27 protein-coding genes and 1 tRNA gene are annotated in these 19999 nt (G+C 60.2%); 23 read left to right on the top strand and 5 right to left on the bottom strand.

The annotated features are described in order from the left end of the window. Window positions 1–50: 50 nt before the first annotated feature. Both POI8812_RS08525 and POI8812_RS08520 read left to right on the top strand, forming a co-directional pair. Window positions 51–1217 carry a M20 aminoacylase family protein gene (locus POI8812_RS08525; protein WP_108782128.1) on the top strand — a complete coding sequence of 389 codons (1167 nt, stop codon included), beginning with the start codon at window positions 51–53 and terminating at the stop codon, window positions 1215–1217. Between the two features lie 37 nt (window positions 1218–1254). Further along, window positions 1255–2274 (top strand): sensor histidine kinase, encoded by a 1020-nt coding sequence (locus POI8812_RS08520; protein WP_108782127.1) that lies wholly within the window; start codon window positions 1255–1257, stop codon window positions 2272–2274. Here POI8812_RS08520 and POI8812_RS08515 read toward each other — a convergent pair. Beyond that, on the bottom strand, window positions 2264–3145 hold the full coding sequence (locus POI8812_RS08515; RefSeq protein WP_108782126.1) for a DMT family transporter: 882 nt from the start codon (window positions 3143–3145) through the stop codon (window positions 2264–2266). The genes POI8812_RS08520 and POI8812_RS08515 overlap by 11 nt on opposite strands. Window positions 3146–3263: 118 nt before the next feature. Between POI8812_RS08515 and POI8812_RS08510 the strand changes: the two genes are divergently transcribed. After that, entirely contained in the window at window positions 3264–3977 is a 714-nt protein-coding gene (locus POI8812_RS08510) for an SDR family NAD(P)-dependent oxidoreductase (RefSeq protein WP_108782125.1), read from the top strand. Between the two features lie 54 nt (window positions 3978–4031). Here the strand turns inward: POI8812_RS08510 and POI8812_RS08505 are convergent. Further along, a tRNA-Gly gene (locus tag POI8812_RS08505) sits at window positions 4032–4107 on the bottom strand. Window positions 4108–4172: 65 nt separating this feature from the next. Further along, window positions 4173–4313, bottom strand: coding sequence for a hypothetical protein (locus POI8812_RS17670; protein WP_162844960.1), 141 nt, complete (start codon window positions 4311–4313; stop codon window positions 4173–4175). 192 nt (window positions 4314–4505) lie between these two features. Between POI8812_RS17670 and POI8812_RS08500 the strand changes: the two genes are divergently transcribed. From POI8812_RS08500 to ureG, 13 genes are all read left to right on the top strand, one after another. Further along, complete coding sequence (locus POI8812_RS08500; protein ID WP_108782124.1) at window positions 4506–5528, top strand: AraC family transcriptional regulator; 1023 nt, start codon at window positions 4506–4508, stop codon at window positions 5526–5528. 64 nt (window positions 5529–5592) lie between these two features. Further along, entirely contained in the window at window positions 5593–6417 is an 825-nt protein-coding gene (locus POI8812_RS08495) for an urease accessory protein UreD (protein WP_108782123.1), read from the top strand. Window positions 6418–6454: 37 nt separating this feature from the next. Next, the gene (locus POI8812_RS08490; RefSeq protein ID WP_108782122.1) at window positions 6455–6757 is read left to right on the top strand and encodes an urease subunit gamma; all 303 of its coding nucleotides are present in this window, start codon (window positions 6455–6457) and stop codon (window positions 6755–6757) included. Between the two features lie 7 nt (window positions 6758–6764). Then, window positions 6765–7322: an HD domain-containing protein gene (locus tag POI8812_RS08485; protein ID WP_162844959.1), complete on the top strand. Its 558-nt coding sequence runs from the start codon at window positions 6765–6767 to the stop codon at window positions 7320–7322. 103 nt (window positions 7323–7425) lie between these two features. Further along, window positions 7426–7734 carry an urease subunit beta gene (locus POI8812_RS08480; RefSeq protein ID WP_108782120.1) on the top strand — a complete coding sequence of 103 codons (309 nt, stop codon included), beginning with the start codon at window positions 7426–7428 and terminating at the stop codon, window positions 7732–7734. Next, a complete protein-coding gene (locus POI8812_RS08475; RefSeq protein ID WP_108782119.1) occupies window positions 7734–8174 on the top strand; it encodes an SRPBCC family protein in 441 nt (146 codons plus the stop codon). Before POI8812_RS08480 ends, POI8812_RS08475 begins: the two co-directional genes overlap by 1 nt. Window positions 8175–8212: 38 nt before the next feature. Further along, window positions 8213–9913: an urease subunit alpha gene (gene ureC, locus POI8812_RS08470; RefSeq protein ID WP_108782118.1), complete on the top strand. Its 1701-nt coding sequence runs from the start codon at window positions 8213–8215 to the stop codon at window positions 9911–9913. 20 nt (window positions 9914–9933) lie between these two features. Continuing rightward, the gene (locus POI8812_RS08465; RefSeq protein ID WP_146186142.1) at window positions 9934–10464 is read left to right on the top strand and encodes a hypothetical protein; all 531 of its coding nucleotides are present in this window, start codon (window positions 9934–9936) and stop codon (window positions 10462–10464) included. A gap of 5 nt (window positions 10465–10469) precedes the next feature. Beyond that, entirely contained in the window at window positions 10470–10916 is a 447-nt protein-coding gene (locus POI8812_RS08460; RefSeq protein WP_108782116.1) for an urease accessory protein UreE, read from the top strand. 7 nt (window positions 10917–10923) lie between these two features. Next, window positions 10924–11208, top strand: coding sequence for a YrhK family protein (locus POI8812_RS08455; RefSeq protein WP_108782115.1), 285 nt, complete (start codon window positions 10924–10926; stop codon window positions 11206–11208). After that, window positions 11205–11834: an urease accessory protein UreF gene (locus POI8812_RS08450; RefSeq protein WP_108782114.1), complete on the top strand. Its 630-nt coding sequence runs from the start codon at window positions 11205–11207 to the stop codon at window positions 11832–11834. Before POI8812_RS08455 ends, POI8812_RS08450 begins: the two co-directional genes overlap by 4 nt. Beyond that, on the top strand, window positions 11831–12220 hold the full coding sequence (locus tag POI8812_RS08445) for a carboxymuconolactone decarboxylase family protein (RefSeq protein WP_108782113.1): 390 nt from the start codon (window positions 11831–11833) through the stop codon (window positions 12218–12220). Before POI8812_RS08450 ends, POI8812_RS08445 begins: the two co-directional genes overlap by 4 nt. Then, window positions 12207–12818 (top strand): urease accessory protein UreG, encoded by a 612-nt coding sequence (gene ureG, locus POI8812_RS08440; RefSeq protein ID WP_108782112.1) that lies wholly within the window; start codon window positions 12207–12209, stop codon window positions 12816–12818. Before POI8812_RS08445 ends, ureG begins: the two co-directional genes overlap by 14 nt. Before the next feature lie 3 nt (window positions 12819–12821). On the opposite strand, the gene POI8812_RS08435 is transcribed toward ureG, so the two are convergent. Both POI8812_RS08435 and POI8812_RS08430 read right to left on the bottom strand, forming a co-directional pair. Continuing rightward, window positions 12822–13217: a hypothetical protein gene (locus POI8812_RS08435; protein ID WP_108782111.1), complete on the bottom strand. Its 396-nt coding sequence runs from the start codon at window positions 13215–13217 to the stop codon at window positions 12822–12824. Further along, window positions 13214–14416, bottom strand: coding sequence for a pyridoxal phosphate-dependent aminotransferase (locus POI8812_RS08430; RefSeq protein ID WP_108782110.1), 1203 nt, complete (start codon window positions 14414–14416; stop codon window positions 13214–13216). Before POI8812_RS08430 ends, POI8812_RS08435 begins: the two co-directional genes overlap by 4 nt. A 165-nt stretch (window positions 14417–14581) precedes the next feature. On the opposite strand from POI8812_RS08430, the gene POI8812_RS08425 reads away from it, so the two are divergent. The 7 genes from POI8812_RS08425 to POI8812_RS08395 all read left to right on the top strand — a co-directional run bounded on the left by POI8812_RS08425 (window position 14582) and on the right by POI8812_RS08395 (window position 19990). Continuing rightward, complete coding sequence (locus POI8812_RS08425) at window positions 14582–14971, top strand: helix-turn-helix domain-containing protein (protein ID WP_108782109.1); 390 nt, start codon at window positions 14582–14584, stop codon at window positions 14969–14971. An 87-nt stretch (window positions 14972–15058) separates the two neighbouring features. Further along, window positions 15059–15961 carry an ROK family protein gene (locus POI8812_RS08420; protein ID WP_108782108.1) on the top strand — a complete coding sequence of 301 codons (903 nt, stop codon included), beginning with the start codon at window positions 15059–15061 and terminating at the stop codon, window positions 15959–15961. Next, window positions 15958–16242, top strand: coding sequence for an FAD assembly factor SdhE (locus POI8812_RS08415; protein ID WP_108782107.1), 285 nt, complete (start codon window positions 15958–15960; stop codon window positions 16240–16242). Before POI8812_RS08420 ends, POI8812_RS08415 begins: the two co-directional genes overlap by 4 nt. Window positions 16243–16334: 92 nt before the next feature. After that, on the top strand, window positions 16335–16835 hold the full coding sequence (locus POI8812_RS08410) for a MarR family winged helix-turn-helix transcriptional regulator (protein WP_181377196.1): 501 nt from the start codon (window positions 16335–16337) through the stop codon (window positions 16833–16835). A gap of 219 nt (window positions 16836–17054) precedes the next feature. Beyond that, a complete protein-coding gene (locus POI8812_RS08405; RefSeq protein WP_108782105.1) occupies window positions 17055–18275 on the top strand; it encodes a helix-turn-helix domain-containing protein in 1221 nt (406 codons plus the stop codon). A gap of 78 nt (window positions 18276–18353) precedes the next feature. Then, window positions 18354–19484: a flavodoxin-dependent (E)-4-hydroxy-3-methylbut-2-enyl-diphosphate synthase gene (gene ispG, locus POI8812_RS08400; protein WP_108782104.1), complete on the top strand. Its 1131-nt coding sequence runs from the start codon at window positions 18354–18356 to the stop codon at window positions 19482–19484. Then, on the top strand, window positions 19481–19990 hold the full coding sequence (locus tag POI8812_RS08395) for a DUF1499 domain-containing protein (RefSeq protein WP_108782103.1): 510 nt from the start codon (window positions 19481–19483) through the stop codon (window positions 19988–19990). Before ispG ends, POI8812_RS08395 begins: the two co-directional genes overlap by 4 nt. Window positions 19991–19999 lie beyond the last annotated feature (9 nt).

The following is a 19999-nucleotide window of genomic DNA, read 5'->3' as shown; positions in this document are numbered from 1 at the left end:
GACGTGGGCCGGTCCGCGCCCTTCATTGAAGACATCAACAGGAGTGTCCCATGCCCATCATCAATCGTATCGCGGAATTTCACGAGGACATGAAGGAGTGGCGCCAGTATCTCCACGCCCATCCCGAGCTCGGCTATGATGTGGAAGAGACGGCAGCCTATGTTGTGGATAAGCTCAAATCCTTTGGCATCACCCAGATCGAGGAAGGCGTTGGCCGAACGGGTGTTGTCGCGGTGATCGAGGGGCAGGGCGGCGATGGCCCCACAATTGGGCTGCGCGCTGATATGGACGCACTGCCCATTCAGGAAGTGCGCGACCTTCCCTACAAGTCCAAGGTCGATGGAAAGATGCACGCCTGTGGCCACGATGGACACACCACAATGCTGCTGGGCGCTGCGCGCTATCTGGCTGAGACGCGCAATTTCTCTGGCCGCGTCGCGCTGATCTTCCAACCTGCGGAGGAGGGCGGAGGCGGCGGCCTTGCCATGTGTGAGGATGGCATGATGGAGAAATACGCCATCTCGCAGGTTTACGGCATCCACAACCATCCGGGCGGTGAGTTCGGCGCGTGGTATACCCGCCCCGGTCCACTGATGGCCGCCGCCGACACGTTCGAGATCAAGGTGACGGGCAAGGGCGCCCACGCCGCAATGCCCCATGAAGGCATCGACAGTGTCATGATCGCCTGCCAAATCGCGCAGGGCTTGCAGATGATTGCGGCCCGAAATGTCGACCCGCTGAAATCCTGTGTTCTGTCGATCACGCAGATCCATGCGGGCGCCACACACAACGTCATCCCGGACACGGCTCAACTGTCTGGCACAGTGCGGACGCTCGACGAAGAAGTGCGCGATTTCACCATCGCCCGCATGTCCGAGGTGGCTGAGAACATCGCCCGGGCCCATGGTGGCACAGCGGTCGTCGAGTATGAAAAGGGCTATCCGGTTACGGTGAACCATCCGGCCGAAACGGAATTTGCCAGTGCGGTCGCGGCGGCCGTCTCCGGCGAAGAGCGGGTCGACACAGACGTCTCCCCTATGATGGGCGCGGAAGATTTCTCCTACATGCTCGAAAAGCGTCCGGGCGCATATATGTTCCTGGGTGGGGGTGGCGGCGCAGGCCTTCACCACCCCGAATATGACTTCAACGATGAGATGAGCCCGGTAGGCGCATCTTGGTTCGTGAAAGTCGTGGAAACAGCGCAACCGGCGACCTGAGTTCGGGGGACCGGCGGCACAAGGCGGGCGGTCCGATATGTCGAATGATTTGGAACGGAAAACCCTTCTGACAGCGGCGCTTTCACAGCTGACGGAAGGGGTGATCATCACGGACAATGCAGGCGCGATCCTCTATGTCAACGCAGCGGCAGAGCGTCTGCACGGTGTTGCGAAATTTGGCGTAACACCAGAAGGTTACAGCGACACCTTCCATCTGTTTCGTGAGGATGGCTCCCCCTATCCATTCGAGGAATTGCCACTGTCGCGCGCGGTGCGCGACGGTGTCACCGTGTTGGAGGAACGTTGGCTGATCCGTCGCCCCGATGGGACCGAGGTGGTGGCTGAAGGCAGCGCCACGCCTGTCATGTCAGCGGATGGGCAGAAGATCGGCGCGGTCCTGACGCTGCGGGACCGTACGCTTGCCATTGCGGATGAGCGCGCGCTCCAATCAGCGCTCGAAGTGCAAAAGATGCTGCTCAGCGAGGTGAACCACCGGGTCGCCAACAATCTCAGCCTGCTGGTCAGCCTGCTCAACTATCAGGCGCGGCGCAGCAAATCGAATGAAACGCGGGAGCTTTTATCCCAGACGCAAAGCCGCATCCGCGTCATGTCCACGGTCCACGCTGCGCTCTATCGGGTGGAGGGCGAGGGCAAGGTGGCGCTGGCCGGATATCTTGAGACCATGTTGGACAAGATCACAGCCACGCTGACGGACTCGATTGAGGTGCGCGTCGTCAATGACACGACACAGGATCGCGTGCTGCCGGTCGGGGATGTGATCCCACTCGCCCTCGCGATCAACGAACTTGCGACCAACTCGCTGAAATATGCCTTCAAGGACGTGACAGAGCCGACGATCACTTTCTCACTCAACACGGATGATGCGGGTAAGACGGTTCTTGTCTACCGCGACAACGGCGGGGGCCTTCCCGATGGTTTCACGCTGAAAGACTCGGATGGCTTGGGAATGACGATCTTGCAGACGCTCGGCACACAGCTGAATGCGAAGATCGACTACTACAACGACAAGGGTGCGGTTTTCGAGATCAGCTTTTGAGGCGCCAGACGCCAGAGGCCAGCAACACGCCGCTGGCCACCACTCCGATGCCAATCCATTTGACCATGCCGATGGGCTCGCCCAGAATGACAAGCCCGCCCAGGGCTGCCAGGATCGGGACAAGAGCCGCGCAGGCTGCAACCTTGGATGGCGCGATGCGCGACAATGCGTAACCATAAGTAATGGTTGAGACAAAGCCGGACAGCACACCTTGCATGACAATGTGTAAAGCAAGGGTGTCAGGTGCGGTCTCGGGGATATTGAGCGGCATGATTACGGCCAGCGCAATGAATGCCAGCGCCGACCAGAAACAGATCATTGCCGCCGCAGCCACAGGCTCGATCCCGGATTTGCGAAAGATCACTGTGTAAATGCCCCACAGCAGCGACGCGGCCGAGATCAACAGATGTCCACGCCAGGCCCCACTCTCGGCATTGGTCAATGCCTCCCATCCACCAATTCCAACCGCACCGATCAGGATCAGGGCAAATCCGGTCAACCGAACCGGACCAAAGCGTTCCCCCAGCCAAAAATAGCTCAGGACGGCGACATAGAGCGGCAGCATCGACGGTGCGAAAACACCGCTATCGGCCACCGGTGCAAATTGCAGGCCGCTGGACAGCAGAAAGACAAAGGCGAAACCGCCGGTCAGTGCAATTGTGATGATATGATGCGGTCGCGCGCCTTCGGGCAATGGGGAGCGTTTCAACCAGACCGGGGCAAAAAGCAGTGCCGCGGGCAAGAAACGCAGCAGGCCCACATCCGCAGGAGTGAGGTTTGCGGCTGCGGCCGCGCGCGTCACGATCAAAAAACTCGCCCAGATCAGTAAGGTGATGACGACGGCGATCCAACCCTTTGTGCTTTCCGTCATCTTTCTCGCGTCCTTGCTGATCGCTCGCACATTGACGCGGCGTTAGGTGAAATCACTAGCTTGCAGCCCGCCGCCGCGCCAGTCACTTTCGGGTGGAACTTGACGTCAGGGGGCAGGGATGAAGCGCGCAATCATCATCGGAGCGACAAGCGGCATTGGGGAGGAGCTGGCCCGCCAGATGGTCGCCGATGGTTGGACCGTCGGCGTCACAGGGCGCAGGTTAGAGCGGCTAGAGGCGCTTGAGGCCGCACATCCGGGAAAGATCGTGCCCGCCCGCATGGATGTGACGGATTTCGAGGTGGCAACCCGTGGCCTCACGGACCTGATAGAACTGCTTGGCGGATGCGACATGATTGTCCTCAGCTCCGGTATTGGCCTGTTCAACAAGCCGCTCGATGTCGGACCAGAGCTTCAGACCATCGATGTCAACGTGACAGGCTTTACCCATCTGGCCACGGCTGCGATGCGCCACTTTGCAGAGGCCGGGGCGGGCCATCTGGTCATCATCTCCTCCATCGCCTCCCATCGCGGCGATGGCGCGGCGCCAGCCTATAATGCGTCCAAGGCCTATCAAGCCCGCTATGCAGAAGGTCTGCGCAAATGGGCGGCCCGGCGCGCGCCTCAGGTAAAGGTCACGGATGTGCGTCCAGGCTTTGTCGACACGGATATTGTCCAGGGCAAAGTCTTCTGGCTGCAACCGGTCGACAAGGCGACCCGGCAAATCTGGACCGGGATCAAGGCAGGCCGATCAACCGTCACCGTCACAAAGCGCTGGCGCGTGATGGCGCATCTGATGCGCCTCTTGCCAGAGAAGCTGTGGCACCGGTTGTGATCTTTCGCCTGCGCAATTAAACGGCGATCAATATTCGAATATCGGTTTCGAGACTGGAGCGGGCGACCGGGCTCGAACCGGCGACCCTCAGCTTGGGAAGCTGATGCTCTACCAACTGAGCTACACCCGCGTTCCAGTACCGTGGGTGCTATGCCGATGCGCGCCCCGCGTCAAGCGCGAGGCGCGGCGTCACATTCAGTAGTGGGGGACCGGGACTGGGGTGACGTTCACATCTGCCATCGGGTGATCGCCTGCGGCGACGAAGGACATCTGATCAGGTGCGCCACAGGCGGCGAGGGTGGCTACCACGGTCAGGGCAAGAAGGGTACGGAACATCAGTCATCTCCTTTGGTGTGATGGTCTGATCCGCAGTTGGGAAATCGCTGCCCCACATGTTGCGCAAATTTCAAAAAATGTACGAATTTCCAGAAATCGACCGGTTATTTTCGAAATCGGCGCGCAATCGAGTTCTCGCTTGCCCATATCTGGCTTGCTAGACTGAGACGCGTATCAGGTGGAGCGGCGCAGATGACCCACATGGAATCCTATGAATTGCTGTTCCGGGGGGCCTCTGTCGGGCTTTTGCTGTTTCTCGCAATCCGCTTTGCGATGATGGGGCTGCGCGGCGCTGTGGATCGGGCGGGCTTTTTATGCTGTGTCGTCGCCGCCTTTCACGCTCTCGGCGCGCATGAGGCGCCGTCACTGGGGCCCCAATGGCTCGACGCGACCTTCTATTATCTTGGCAATTTCTTCGGATTTGCGTTCTGGTTGCTGGCGCTTGCGCTCTTTTCAGACCGGGCACGGCTCTGCGTGCTGACCGTCATTCCCTTTGCGGTGATCGCCGTCACCGGCTTTTTTCCAGAGCTTTACTTTATCTGTCAGATCGTGACCGTCGGGCTGATGCTGCACATCATGGTTCTGGCGCTGCAGGATTTTGATGGCGACCTCGTCCAGTTCCGACGCAGTTTCCGCGTGGTGCTGGCGACGCTGGTTCCAATCTTTGTTATCACGTCAATCGCAGGTGAGGTATTGGTCGACGGCTACGCCCCGGCCTTTCAAATCATTGAGTGGGTCAAGTATTTCGGGTCGTCCCTTCTGTTTAGCCTGTGGCTCACCCGGATGGAGCGTGGGCTTCTGTCCACGCCTGACGCAGAGACTGCGCCTCGGCCCCGTGATGTACCGGTGGCTGACAGGTTGGACCTCGACAAACTGAACGACGCTGTTGCGAGTGGCGCGTGTTTTGAACCGGGTCTGACGATCGGTGCACTGGCCCACCAACTCGACATGCCCGAACACAGGCTGCGTCGCCTTATCAATCGCGGGCTTGGCTACCGCAACTTCGCTGCTTTCGTGAACGATCACCGGATTGAGGAGGCCAAGCGCCGTCTCGCCGATCCGGGACAGGCCCGCGAGCAGATCATCGCCCATGCCTTCGCGCTCGGCTATAATTCCCTCGCTCCGTTCAACCGCGCGTTTCGGGAGCGCACGGGGCAGAGCCCGACCGCGTGGCGCACGGCGCAGCTCGATCAGGGACATGTGCCTGCAGAATAGGCAATTACGGCATTCGCCGCCTTCGCCATTGCCATTCTCGCGAACGCTGCCCTAAACTTGGGCAATGACTGCACCGTTCACGCCCCCACCGACCTCTGGCCGCCCGATGCAACGGGCGCGCGGCGGTGCGCGCGCGGCGGTTTCCGGTAGACGTCTGACGGGCCTACGGCAATCGGGTTCTGGCAAAGTGCTGATGCCCGCCACACATGGTGGACCCAGCCAGGCCGTGTTCATCAACACGGCAGGCGGCGTGACCGGCGGGGATCGGTTCGACTGGACGCTTGAGGCGGCTGATGGTGCGCATCTGGTGGGCACGACACAGGCCGCCGAGCGGCTGTACCGCGCCAGCGGCGACACGGGCCGGATTCAGACCACACTCAGCGTTGGCGCGGGCGCACGGCTCGACTGGTTGCCGCTGGAGACGATCTTGTTTGATGGCAGCGCGACTGCCCGCAGAATTGATGTCTCGCTTGAGGGCGATGCGGACTTCATGGCGCTGGAGACAATCGTCCTGGGCCGGGCCGCGATGGGCGAACACCTCAACACGCTCTCGTTCACGGATGACTGGCGCATTCGCCGGGATGGAAAACTGGTGCAGGCAGAGGCTTTGCGGCTGACCGGTGATCTTGCATCTTTGCGCAACGGCCCGGCGACGCTTGAAGGCATCGGCGCGTTTGCAACTTTTTTGCATTCGGGTCCACTGGCCATGGATCGGCTCGACGCTGCGCGCGAAGCGCTCCCATCAACGGTGACAGCGGCGGCATCCGCCTGGAATGGCCAGTTGGTGTGCCGGTTGCATGCCGCCGACCTGCACCCGCTGCGACAGGGCATCCGCGCCTTTCTGGAACGTTACCGGGGCGATCCCTTGCCCCGGGTATGGTATATGTAGACCGACCGCCAACCCACGACGAAGGAGGCGACCCGCCATGAACCTGACCCCCCGCGAAAAGGACAAGCTGCTCATCAGCATGGCCGCCATCGTCGCCCGCAATCGGCTGGAGCGGGGCGTGAAGCTCAACCATCCAGAGGCCATCGCGCTGATCACGGATTTCGTTGTTGAAGGCGCCCGTGATGGACGCTCCGTGGCTGATCTGATGGAAGCGGGGGCCAGCGTGGTCAGCGCCGATCAATGCATGGAAGGTGTGCCCTCCATGATCCACGATGTGCAGGTCGAAGCGACGTTTCCAGACGGCACCAAGCTTGTCACCGTCCACCATCCGATCCGGTGAGACCGCGATGACGACCCCACGCATAAGACAGGCCGCCGCTTTTGCCGCGCAGGCCCATGCCGGTCAGACGCGTCGCGGCGGCGAAGTGCCCTATGTCGATCATGTGCGCGAGGTCGCGGCCCTTGTCTCCGCAGACGGGCAGGAAGAGGACGCTGTCATAGCTGCGCTGTTGCATGACACGGTCGAGGATACGTCGACGGAAGTTGGGGCGATCAAAGCGGCATTTGGTGAGGCAGTGGCAGACATCGTGGCCGAACTGACCGATCCGGGAGAGCGGTCGTCTTTACCGCGCGCCGATCGCAAAGCGGCGCAGGCCCGTCATATGGCCGAGGCGTCCGCCGCGGCGCGCGCCATAAAGATCGCCGATCAAACCTCGAATTTGCGCGATATCGTGCGCCTGCCCGCCGGATTTCCAGAGGCCGATGCCGCGCGCGCCTATATCGACGGCGCCGCGCAGGTTGTCAGGGCCTGTGGCGACGTTAGCCCGGAACTGACCCGACAATTTGGGGACGCGCGCGCCGCGGCCCTCGTTGCGATTTCAACCCGGATGGAGCCTGCGTCATGACCGCGTCCCTCGCCAATTCGTCTGCATGTGTCGGTGCACGGGTTGTGCACGCAGTGTGCACGCCCTGTGCACAGCCATTTTCGCCCCTTTTCAGGAGAGCCCGATGATCCCAGGAGAGCTTATTCCCGCCGCCGGTGAGATCGTTCTGAACGATGGTGCCGAGGTCGTTACGATGGAGGTCGCCAATACCGGCGACCGCCCGATCCAGGTCGGTTCCCACTACCACTTCGCTGAGACCAACCCCGCGCTCGACTTCGACCGCGAGGCCGCCCGCGGCCTGCGCCTCGATATCGCGGCGGGAACCGCTGTTCGCTTCGAACCGGGACAGCGCCGCGAAGTGTCTTTGGTCCCATTGGGTGGAGACAGAAAAGTGTTTGGTTTCAATGCCAAAGTGATGGGCGCGCTCGACTGATGGCGCGCACCATCCGGATTGAGAATGAATATGCCGCACCCCCGCAGGACGTGTGGGCAATCGCCAAGGATTTCGCGAACCTTGCGCCACTTTCGGCCGGATCTGTTGAATATCGCGGACTAAAGAGCGGCCCGGTCGCGCTGGGGGATGTCATTGATTTTGAAGTGAAAGTCATGGGGCGTGGCGATTGGAAACCATATCGCGTGGAACTGGTGGAGCTTGATGATGCGCAGTTCCGCTACGTGACGATGGAGCAGGGCAGCGGCGTCAAATCATGGCGCCATTCGCTCGAAATCCAACCAACCGCATCTGGCAGCAAACAGATCGACACAATCGAAATCGACGCCGGATGGCTGACATTGCCGACTGCGATTCTGGCCAAGCGAATGTATCGCCAACGGCATGCGCCAAGGCTCGCACTGCTTGGCTTGAGCACTTGAATATTCGCGCCTAACAGGCTGCAAAGAAAGGGAAACCAATGCCCGCTAAGATCTCTCGCGCCGCCTATGCGGATATGTATGGCCCCACGACCGGTGATCGTCTTCGCCTTGCGGATACGGACCTGATCATCGAGGTTGAACGTGACCTGACGACCTATGGGGAAGAGGTCAAGTTCGGAGGCGGAAAGGTGATCCGCGACGGCATGGGCCAATCTCAGGTGACGCGCGCGGAAGGGGCGGTGGACACTGTTATCACGAATGCGCTGATCGTCGATCACACCGGGATTTACAAGGCAGACGTCGGACTTAAGGACGGTCGTATCCATAAGATTGGCAAGGCCGGCAACCCCGACACTCAGCCCAATGTTGATATCATTGTCGGACCGGGCACCGAGGCTATTGCGGGCGAGGGCCGGATCCTGACGGCAGGCGCGATGGATGCTCATATCCACTTCATCTGCCCGCAGCAGATTGAAGATGCTCTGCATTCTGGAGTGACCACGATGCTCGGCGGCGGCACAGGCCCGGCCCACGGCACGCTCGCAACCACCTGCACGCCGGGGCCATGGCATATCGGGCGGATGCTACAGGCGCTCGATGCGTTCCCGATCAATTTCGGCCTGTCATGTAAAGGCAATGCCAGCCGGGTGGCGCCGTTGGAGGAGATGATCCGCGCCGGTGCTTGCGCTATGAAATTGCACGAAGATTGGGGCACGACGCCCGCTGCCATCGACACCTGCCTTAGCGTCGCGGACGCGATGGATGTGCAGGTGATGATCCACACCGACACGCTCAACGAAAGCGGATTTGTCGAGAACACCGTCGCCGCCATGAAGGGCCGCACGATCCATGCCTTCCATACGGAAGGTGCAGGCGGCGGTCATGCCCCTGATATCATTAAGGTTTGTGGGGAGGAGCACGTCATACCGTCCTCAACCAACCCCACGCGGCCCTACACGGTTAACACGTTGGAAGAGCATCTCGATATGCTGATGGTTTGCCACCACCTCGACAAATCGATCCCCGAGGATGTGGCCTTTGCCGAGAGCCGCATCCGGCGGGAGACCATCGCGGCAGAGGATATCCTGCACGATATGGGTGCGTTTTCGATCATCGCGAGTGACAGTCAGGCGATGGGCCGTGTGGGCGAGGTGCTGATCCGTACGTGGCAAACCGCTGATAAGATGAAGAAACAGCGCGGGCGGCTTGCTGAAGAGACCGGCGAAAATGACAATTTTCGCGTCCGTCGCTACATCGCGAAATACACGATCAATCCCGCGATTGCCCATGGCGTGAGTGCGCATATCGGCTCGGTTGAGGAAGGCAAGCGCGCCGACCTCTGCCTGTGGAACCCGGCCTTTTTCGGCGTGAAGCCGGAGATGACGCTGGTCGGCGGCACCATTGCCTGCGCGCAGATGGGCGACCCGAACGCCTCGATCCCGACACCGCAGCCAGTCTATTCCCGCCAGATGTTCGGCGCATTCGGCGGCTCGCAAAAAGCGTCTTCGGTGCATTTCGTGAGTGGCGCGGCAGAGACGTCGCATCTGGGGCTGGAAAAGGAGACGCTTGCGGTCGAAAACGTCCGCTCCGGCATCGGCAAGAGTGCAATGATCCTCAACGATTATTGCCCCAACATCGAAGTGCACCCCGAAACCTACGAGGTGCGTGCCGATGGCGAATTGCTGACCTGCGAGCCCGCCGAAGTGCTGCCGATGGCGCAGCGATATTTTATGTTTTGAGTGGGCTCAAGGAGTCCCAAGTGTCCGACCGTTATACTATCGAGCGGCTAAAGGAGCCTGATGCATCTGAGCGTAGCCCGGCAACCGCAATGCTGGCGAAATCGGAAGAGTTTACGAAGGCCGCTTTGGCTTTGGTTCAAGGCCCCGGCTGGATGACAACGGATGTGCCGCACCTTATTCCGACTTGGTTTCTCGTCGGTCATTCGTGGGAACTGGCGATGAAAGCCGCGGTCCGAGCGGAAGGCGAGACAATCACACAGATCCGAGAAGAATTTGGCCACGACATCGGCAAATTAAAACGGTGGTTGTCAAAGCGTCCAAAATGGCAAAAGATTTTGGAGCACGCCCAGTCAGCATCCGGCCTGCCAAGCGCCGAGTTTGATGATCTCACTTCGTTTTTAGCAGCTTGGCACAAGGCAAATGATGTCAGCCGATATGTGGTCACGGGGTACTACCAAATACCCGATCCGCGACCACTTCTTGTGGCCATCGAGACGTATCAGATCAGATCCAGACCATTGGCCCTAAGTGCCTATAACGAGATATCTTAGACGAAATGACCCGCGCCACAAAACTCACCCACTCCCACGACGCCCCCGCTGACACCATCACGCTTGCTTATGACGACCGCTTCCGGCGGCGGATGGCGATGACGGGTGACGGCGGCACCGCGTTCCTGCTCGATCTGCCGGACGCGCAGGAATTGCGGGCGGGGGACAGTCTTGTCTTGGACGACGGCCGCTTGATCCGCATTGTTGCCGCGGATGAGCCGCTGATGGAGGCTGTGCCGGAGGACCTCTCAAACCTCGCGCGGGTCGCGTGGCATGTCGGCAACCGGCATTTGACTTGCCAAATTCTCAGCGACCGGTTGGTGTTGCGCGCGGACAAGGTGATTGCCCATATGCTCGAACACCTTGGGTGTGCGGTTACCTATCGTGACGGCCCCTTTACGCCCGAAGGGGGCGCCTATGGTCAGGGTCGCACGCATTCCCACGAGCATTGAGGTCCAGATGATTTTCGAAGCGGATCGGCGGGGCCTAAGCCACCGACACAGGCGGCTGCATGCCGCTTTTGAGCTGGCCATGACGGTTGCCAATTTCCTTGCGGCACTGCTCTTCGTGATCGGGTCTGTCTGCTTTTTCTCGGAGGATTGGCTCTATCTGGGAACTTGGCTTTTCGTCATCGGGTCCGCGCTGTTCATGGTCAGCCCGGCACTGAATGTCATTCGGGAGCTTCGGCTTGCGGCCATGGGCGATGTCGATGATCTCGCAAACAGGTTTGAGGATGGATCATGAGGGATGCGCAGCTGTTGCACCAATGGCTCTCGCCCGGTTTTCCGACCGGGGCTTTTGCCTGGTCGCATGGCTTGGACCGGCTGATCTCTGATGATGTCATCTACGATGCGGCGGGCCTGCAAGCATGGTTGGAGGATGTCCTTCGCCATGGGGCAGGGCGGGCTGATGCGATCCTTCTGTCCCATGCCTATCATGCGGATGATGTCAGCGAGATTGCCGAGCTTGCCGCAGCCCTCGCCCCCTCGCGGGAACGCTATGCCGAAACGATGGATCAGGGGGCCAGTTTCATGCGCGTCACGGGCGCGCTTTTTGGCGGGCGAACCGATCCGCTGCCTTACCCGGTGGCTGTTGGGTATGGCGCCGCGCGAGAGGGGATCGCACTCGACATGACGGTGGTGCTTTATCTACAGGCCTTTGTCGCCAATCTGGTCAGCGCTGCCGTACGGGCGATCCCGCTTGGGCAGACGGATGGACAGCGGATCGTCATGGCTCTGTTGCCGTTGTGCGAGACGGTCGCCCAAGACGCCCAAGACGCCGGGCTGGACAAGATTGGGACGGCGAGCATTCGGGCCGACATGGCAAGCCTTCAGCACGAAACACAATATTCAAGGATGTTCCGCTCATGAGCGACACAACCGAACGCGGGCGCAGAATGTCCGAAGAGCTTAATCCTGGGATGGAGGCGGCCCTTGATGCACGCTATGGCCACTTGCTGCCGGGGATGGCAGAGGGCGTGGTCGATTTTGCCTATGGGCGGCAATATGGACGTCCGGGCCTGGCCCTGCGCGATCGCTACATCGCGACGATTGCCGCGCTGACCGCCCTTGGCGGGCAGACGCGTCCGCAACTAAAAGTAAACATCGCAGGCGGCCGCAAGGCCGGTCTGAGCCGCGAGGAAATTGCCGAAACCATCTGGCAGATGAGCCTCTATGGTGGGTTTCCGGCCGCGATCAATGCGCTGAATGCAGCGCTCGAAGTTTTTGAAGAGGAAGATCAGAATGCCCAGTCCTAACGGCCCGTTGCGTGTGGGCCTTGGTGGTCCGGTCGGCGCGGGCAAGACCGCGCTTATGGAACAGCTCTGCAAGGCGATGGCCGGTGACTATTCCGTCGCGGCGATCACAAACGACATCTACACGCGGGAGGATGCGGAGTTTCTGATGCGCGCGCAGGCCCTTCCGCTGGAGCGGATCATGGGGGTCGAGACAGGCGGCTGTCCGCACACCGCCATTCGCGAGGACGCAAGTATCAACCTCAACGCTATCGATCAGATGGTCGAGAAATTCCCCGACCTCGACCTCGTGCTGATCGAGAGTGGAGGAGACAATCTGTCCGCGACGTTTTCGCCGGAGCTTGCGGATATCACGCTCTACGTGATTGATGTGTGCGGGGGCGACAAGGTTCCCCGCAAGGGCGGGCCGGGGATCACGCGCTCGGACCTGCTGATCGTCAACAAGATCGAGCTGGCCCCGCATGTTGGCGCATCGCTTGACGTGATGGAACGCGATGCAAAGGTTCAGCGGGGCGAACGGCCGACGGTCTTTGCCAATGTGAAGACCGGTGTTGGCGTCGATGAGATCGTGTCCTTCATCGTACGCACCGGGGGGCTTTAGGCGTCATTCGGCCTCATTGTCGAGTTTTCGCCGGATAAGAACGGCGCGCAAGTCGTGCATCGCCATCATCAGCGGATCGGCAAATTTATCGATATCGTGTTGCGACGCGCGGGCCTGTGCCCATTGCGCCGCAGCGCTGATCGCATCCACAGTGCGGGCGATGTCGTCGGCTTCGCGAGAGGTCAGAGTATCGCGGCGGGTGGAAATCCAAACCTGCATCTCTTCCAACTCGGCATTGGTTGGAACCTGCTGTCCGTGGGGCTTGATCTCTCCCGACCGGATATTGATTACCGCCAACTGGCGCAATTCAAGACGCCGCTGACGGTTGTCCGTCTCGACCCGAAAGACCGCCGCGCCATTGTCGCGCGCACGAAAGTAGAGCGGGGTCGCCGTGCTCATACAAGGCCCTCGCAGAAGCGTTTGATCCGGGCCACGGCCTCACGCAGCGTATCGTCTGCGGTGGCGTAGCTGACACGGAAATTGGGCGAGAGACCGAACGCCCCGCCGAAGACGACGGCGACACCCTCATCATTGAGCAGGGACGTCGCGAAATCCTCATCCGTCTCAATGATCTTGCCGTCGGGTGTAGACTTGCCAATGCAGCCCGCGATGGAGGGATAGACGTAAAATGCACCATCCGGCACGGGGCAGGTGATGCCCGGACAGTCGTTGAGCAATGCGACGACAAGGTCGCGTCGGCGCTGGAAGGCCACACGGCTCATGGTGATATAGTCTTGCGGGCCGTTCAGTGCCGCCACCGCGGCCCATTGGCTGACCGAACAGGGGTTCGACGTCGACTGGCTCTGCACTTTTCGCATCGCTGCGATCAAATCCACCGGGCCTGCAGCATAGCCGATCCGCCACCCCGTCATCGCATAGGCTTTCGACACACCGTTGCAGGTGAGCGTCCGGTCATAGAGCGCGGGCTCAACTTCGGCCGGGGTGCAGAACTCGAAACCATCAAAGGCGATATGCTCGTACATATCGTCGGTCATGACCCAAACGTGGGGGTGCCGCATCAGAACCTCGGTCAGGGCCTTCAACTGCTCCCGACTGTACCCAGCGCCGGACGGGTTGGACGGGGAATTGAAGATGAACCACTTGGTTTGCGGTGTAATTGCAGCCTCAAGCTGTTCTGGCGTGATGCGGTAGTCCGCTTCGACACTGGCTTCGATCACGACAGGCGTCCCACCTGCGAGCAGAACCATGTCGGGATAGCTTACCCAATAAGGCGCGGGGATCAGAACCTCATCCCCTTCATTCAATGTCGCAACGAGAGCGTTGTAGAGGGTCTGCTTGCCGCCCGAACCGACGGAAACCTGCGCGGGGGTATAGCTTAGCCCGTTTTCGCGCTGGAACTTGTCGCAGATGGCTTGCTTGAGCTCGGGAATGCCGTCCGGGGCGGTGTAGCGCGTCTTTCCCGCATCAATGGCGGCCTTTGCGGCCTCGCGAATATGTTCGGGCGTGTCGAAATCCGGCTCGCCCGCGCCCAATCCGATAACGTCGTGTCCGGCCGCCTTCAGCTCTGCCGCCCGTGTCGTCACAGCGATGGACGGGGAGGGCTTAACGCGGGACAGCTGGTCGGAGAGGAAGGGCATGACAGGGCTCCTAGGGTCAGTTGCGCCACTGATGCCGCGATCGCCCCCTATTTTCAAGGCTTTCGCGCTGGGACCGTCGCCAGCGCACTCACCGACGTCGCATTCCCTTGTGCAAATCCGGCGATCTCGCGCTATGTCCCACCCAAGGGTATGAGGAGAGAGCGGATGCGCGATCAGGAGCCGACGGATATGCAGGACTATTTTCACGACGATGCCGCAACGTTCGGTGACCGTATGGCCGCGGCACGTGAGGCGATTGGCCTTGATCAGTCACGGCTTGCCAAACGTCTGGGCCTGCGGGTCGACACGATCCGGAACTGGGAAGATGACCGGGCCGAGCCGCGCGCGAACCGGATCCAGATGCTTGCGGGCGTGCTGGGCGTCTCGATCACGTGGCTGCTGAGCGGGCAGGGTGACGGAATCACCGTCGGCGCCGACAATGACGGTGACCTGGCCACGATCCTTGCCGAGGTGCGCGCGATTCGCATTGAGCAAACCCGGCTCGCAGAGCGCTCTGGCCAGCTGGAGAAGAAGCTGCGTTCGATGGTTCTGTAAAACCTTCCAAACCGCTTTCAAACGCCTATTGCGTCTTGTTGCCATTTCCGGTGATACATCGGGGCAAGACGGAATTGAGGATGCATCATGCCCATTGGCGTTGATTATGGCGGAACGAAGATTGAAGGCATCGTGCTGGACGAAGACGGCACCGAACTGACGCGCAAACGTGTCCCCACGCCGCGTCATGACTATGCCGGATCGCTGGATGCAATCGTTTCCCTCGTGCAAGATATCGAAGCGGAGGTTGGCCGAAGTGGTGAGCCTGTTGGACTGGGCATTCCTGGCGCCGTTGCTCCAGACGGCCGGGTCTTCAACGGAAATTCGACGTGGCTGATTGGCCAGCCTCTTGGCGCTGAGTTGAGCGCGCGACTGGATCGCACCGTCCGTGTTGCCAACGACGCGAATTGCTTTGTGTTGTCAGAGGCAATTGATGGGGCCGGGAGGGGCGCGGATATCGTTTTCGGGGCAATCCTTGGTACTGGTGTCGGCGGGGGCTTGGCCGTTCATGGTCGTATGGTCAACGGCGCGTCCGGCATGGCAGGTGAATGGGGCCACTCCCCGCTGCCAATCAGCGATCCAAGTGAATTTCCCGGGCCTGAGTGCTTTTGCGGCCGGAAAGGATGTATCGAGCAATGGCTGGCCGGACCAGGACTTGAAGCCGACTACGCCCGCGATTGCGGCATGACGCCCGGCACAGGTCCGCGCGTTCCTGAAATCGTCTCACGGGCTCAGTCTGGCGAGGACCAGGCAGAGGCGGCCTTGCAGCGCCACCGCCGCCGATTGGCGCGCGCCCTGGCCACTGTCGTCAACACGCTTGACCCCGATGTCATCGTACTGGGCGGAGGGGTGTCGAACCTGCCGGGTTTGGCCGAGGAGTTGCCGGAACTGATGCGTCCCCACGTTTACTCAACCCATTTTGCAACCCGTGTCACCAAAGCGGTCTTCGGCGACAGCTCTGGCGTGCGTGGCGCGGCGAGGATCACATGACCGGCGAAATTCCAGGTGCAGCAAATGAAACAGCTGAAAACCGTCTGAAGCGCTTGAAAATCCGGTCCTGGCGCCGGGGGATCAAGGAGATGGATTTGATCCTGGGCCCCTTTGCAGACAAAGGGATGCGCCAACTGACGACTGCAGAACTCGACCAGTATGAAGCCCTTTTGGGGGAGAATGATCAGGACCTTTACACGTGGTTTTCGGGGCGCGAACCAGTGCCGGCAGAGCACGTGTCAATCGTCTCTATCATCCAAGGCGCAGAGAAATTTAACTAATTTTGATGCAGCACCCTTAATACTTTCTTTGGACATTTGCCGGAATTTTACTGCAATCTCGCCTGAAAAGGAGTTGCAGACCAATGACGAGCATGGCCGACACCCCCTCCACACCTGGGGCTGAAAAGCGTCCTGATTTTTTGGGCACCTATCTTGAGACCCTTTCCATGGTGGAGCGTCTGCACAGGCTATTGCTCGATGTGATCAAGGATGAGTTCGAGCGGCTGGGTGTGATCGACATCAATCCCGTGCAGGCGCTGCTTTTGTTCAACGTCGGCGACAATGTGGTGACGGCGGGGGAACTGAAGACCCGCGGCTACTATCAGGGCTCGAATGTCAGCTACAATCTCAAGAAACTGGTTGAGGCAGGCTATATGCATCACGAGCGTTGCAGCGTGGACCGCCGCGCTGTGCGTGTGCGCCTGACCGCCCGCGGCGCAGAGATTCGCAACGTTGTCGCCAGCCTGTTCGAGCGTCATGCCACCGGAATCGTCGCGCGCGACGTGCTTTCGCCAAATCGGATCTCGGAGATCAACAACGATTTGCGGCGGGTTGAGAACTATTGGACAGAGCAGATTCGGTATATTTATTAGGACCGTCCACCCTCCGTAGTGTGATCTGGGCAAATTTCCCGAATTTTCCGGCAGAAATCCGCTCAATGCGCGGATGCTTCAAACAAAATTTGAAGGCCGTATCGCAAGTTCGATGGGAAAACCGTTCAACTTCCTCAGAAATTCTGTTACCGTCACTCAAAGGTTCGGAGAAACTGAACCACGTTTTGGGATAGTGGAAAACCGCACCCAGGGGCAGAATTGGACAACGCTGTGGGATTTGACAGCCAATCTTCTTTGTCAGGTTACGACTCCTTCCAGGTGACCTTGGGGGATGAGCTTCGTGGTGAGCGTGCCACGAAGGGAAAATCCCTTCTCGATGTGCAACGTGAGCTTCGCATTAAGGCGGCCTATGTCGCTGCGATTGAGAATTGCGACGTTGCGGTGTTTCCAAATCGTGGATTTGTAGCGGGCTATGTCCGCAGCTATGGCCGTTATCTTGGCCTTGATCCCGAAGACGTGTTCGAGCGTTTCTGCGCTGAGAGCGGTTTTGAGGGCGTGAATTCCGATCTGAGCGGGACCAAGGCGAAGGGGCGTGACAAGTCCGTTCCCGTGAAGGTCGACCTTAAGAACGATCCGCTGATGAAAAGCCGCGTCGGATTGTCCAGCTCGGGTGGATCGTTTGATTTCCGGGCGACCGGGGCGGCTTTGGCCTCTCTGCTTGTGATGGCCGGGCTTCTGGGCGGTGTCGGATATGGTGGCTATCTCGTTCTGCAGGAGGTGCAGCGCGTTGAGTTGGCCCCTGTGGCACAGGCCCCCGAACTCGCCGATGAAGTCGCAGCTGTGAGCGCCGCGCCGACAGAAAGCGCAGAGGTTGGGCTTTTGGACGTGGCTGCCGCAGAAGAGCGCTCTGCCGCGCTGCTGCGCCTTTATCAACCATCGCAGCCCGCAACGCCATTGCTCGCGCCGCGCGATGGACCAATCTCAATCATTGATCCCGACCGCGTTGGAAGCTTTGCGGTCACGAGCGATACGGTGCGGGATGCAGCCCTTGCCGAAACGTCGACAGATGCCGTGACCGTTGCGGCGCTGGAAGAAGAGCTTGAGGCCGTGGCGCCAGAACCGGCCGGGCCGCCCAGTGTCTCGATTATCGCGGCCCAACCCGCCTGGGTAAGGGTTCGCCAGGGTGACGGCGCTGTATTGTTTGAGAAGATTCTCGCCGCCGGTGAGCGCTATGAGCTGCCTGCTGATGTCATTGGACCAGAGCTGCGCGCGGGCAATTCCGGTTCCGTCTTCCTGATGGTGGGGCAGACTGTCCATGGTCCTTTGGGCACGGGCCCGAATGTCGCACGTTCCGTGTCGCTGTTGGCCGATGACATCTCGGCGTCGTGGCCAATCGCCGATCTGACCGATGACCAACGGGATGCGCTGGAAGGCGAGTTGATCCTGATGGGCGCGCAAACCGCACTCACGACCGAGTGACGCCGGGCAACGGCGTGACTCTTTGCGTGGTGCCACCTATGTTAGCGGCAACGGCACCCTCGATACGGACAAAAATCGATGCATAACCATATCCGGCCCTGGCGGAACATCGAGCGTCGCAAAAGCAGACAAATTCACGTGGGGCCTGTAGCAGTCGGTGGGGACGCACCGATCAGCGTGCAGACCATGACCAATACGCTGACCCACGATGTAGCCGGTACGATCGCGCAGGTGCAGGCCTGCGCCGATGCTGGTGCCGATATCGTGCGCGTGTCCTGCCCGGATGAGGCCAGCACCGCCGCACTGCATGAGATCGTGCGCGAAAGCCCCGTTCCCATCGTCGCCGACATCCATTTTCACTATAAACGCGCCATCGAAGCGGCCGAAGCTGGCGCGGCCTGTCTGCGGATCAATCCGGGCAATATCGGCTCTGCCGAGCGCGTGCGCGAGGTTGTGAAGGCCGCGAAGGATCACAACTGTTCGATCCGCATCGGCGTGAATGCGGGGAGCCTGGAAAAGCACCTGCTTGAAAAATATGGCGAGCCGTGCCCCGAGGCGATGGTCGAAAGCGGTCTCGACCACATTAGGCTGCTGGAAGACAACGATTTTCACGAGTTCAAGATTAGCGTGAAGGCAAGCGACGTGTTCTTGGCCTCCGCTGCCTATATGGCGCTGGCGGACGCAACAGATGCGCCGCTGCACCTGGGCATCACCGAGGCGGGCAGCTATTACGCGGGCACGATCAAATCAGCAATCGGCTTGGGCAACCTGTTGTGGGCTGGCATTGGCGACACACTCCGCGTGAGCCTGTCTGCTGATCCGGTCGAAGAGGTGAAGGCCGGGTTCGAAATTCTGAAATCCCTTGGTCTGCGACATCGTGGCGTGAACATCATTTCCTGCCCATCCTGCGCGCGACAAGGCTTTGACGTGATCGCGACTGTGGCCGAACTGGAAAAACGTCTGGAACATGTGAAGACGCCCATGAGCCTTTCGATCATCGGGTGCGTCGTTAACGGACCTGGTGAGGCGTTGATGACCGATGTTGGCTTTACCGGCGGTGGAAACGGCGCGGGTATGGTGTATCTGGCGGGCAAGCAGGATCACAAGCAAGGCAATGACGGCATGATAGATCATATCGTCGAACTGGTCGAAAAACGGGCCGAGCAGCTTGAGATTGAGCGCGCCGCAGGGGCTGAGGCCGCCGAATGATCGCGCGTATCTTGTTCTGGAGCGCCATAGTTGTGATTGTCGGAAGCCTTGCTTCCCTCTTCATGCTGCGCAATCTGACCCACGATGCGGATATGTGGCATGTTGATCCGCTGACAGCGCCGACGCCGGACAGCCCAAACAGCTATCGCGTGGTGCCCGTCTTGGACGGGTTCGATCCGTTGACGGCCGAGCGGATAGATCGCGAGGCACCAATCTATGATGCCAATCCGGCGCTGATTTCGCAGGCGTTCGACGAATATGTCTTGCGGCAACCGCGGGTGCAGCGGATCGCCGGTACGCCCGAATCCGGCTGGATGACCTATGTCCAAACAAGTGAGCGGCTGGCGTTCCCCGACTATATCTCCGTCATTTTCTTCGATCTGGGGGAAGGGCGCAGCACGCTGGCGATCTTCTCACGCTCGCGCATCGGACAATCTGATTTGGGCGTGAACAAGGCCCGGATCGACAGTTGGCTTGAGCCCTTGGCAAGCTTCGAGGCAGAGTGAGCCGCACGG

It is taken from the genome of Pontivivens insulae (genome assembly GCF_900302495.1).
Classification (GTDB): domain Bacteria; phylum Pseudomonadota; class Alphaproteobacteria; order Rhodobacterales; family Rhodobacteraceae; genus Pontivivens; species Pontivivens insulae.
Note: the sequence above shows the minus strand (reverse complement) of the source record. Positions and strands in the feature narration are given on the sequence as shown.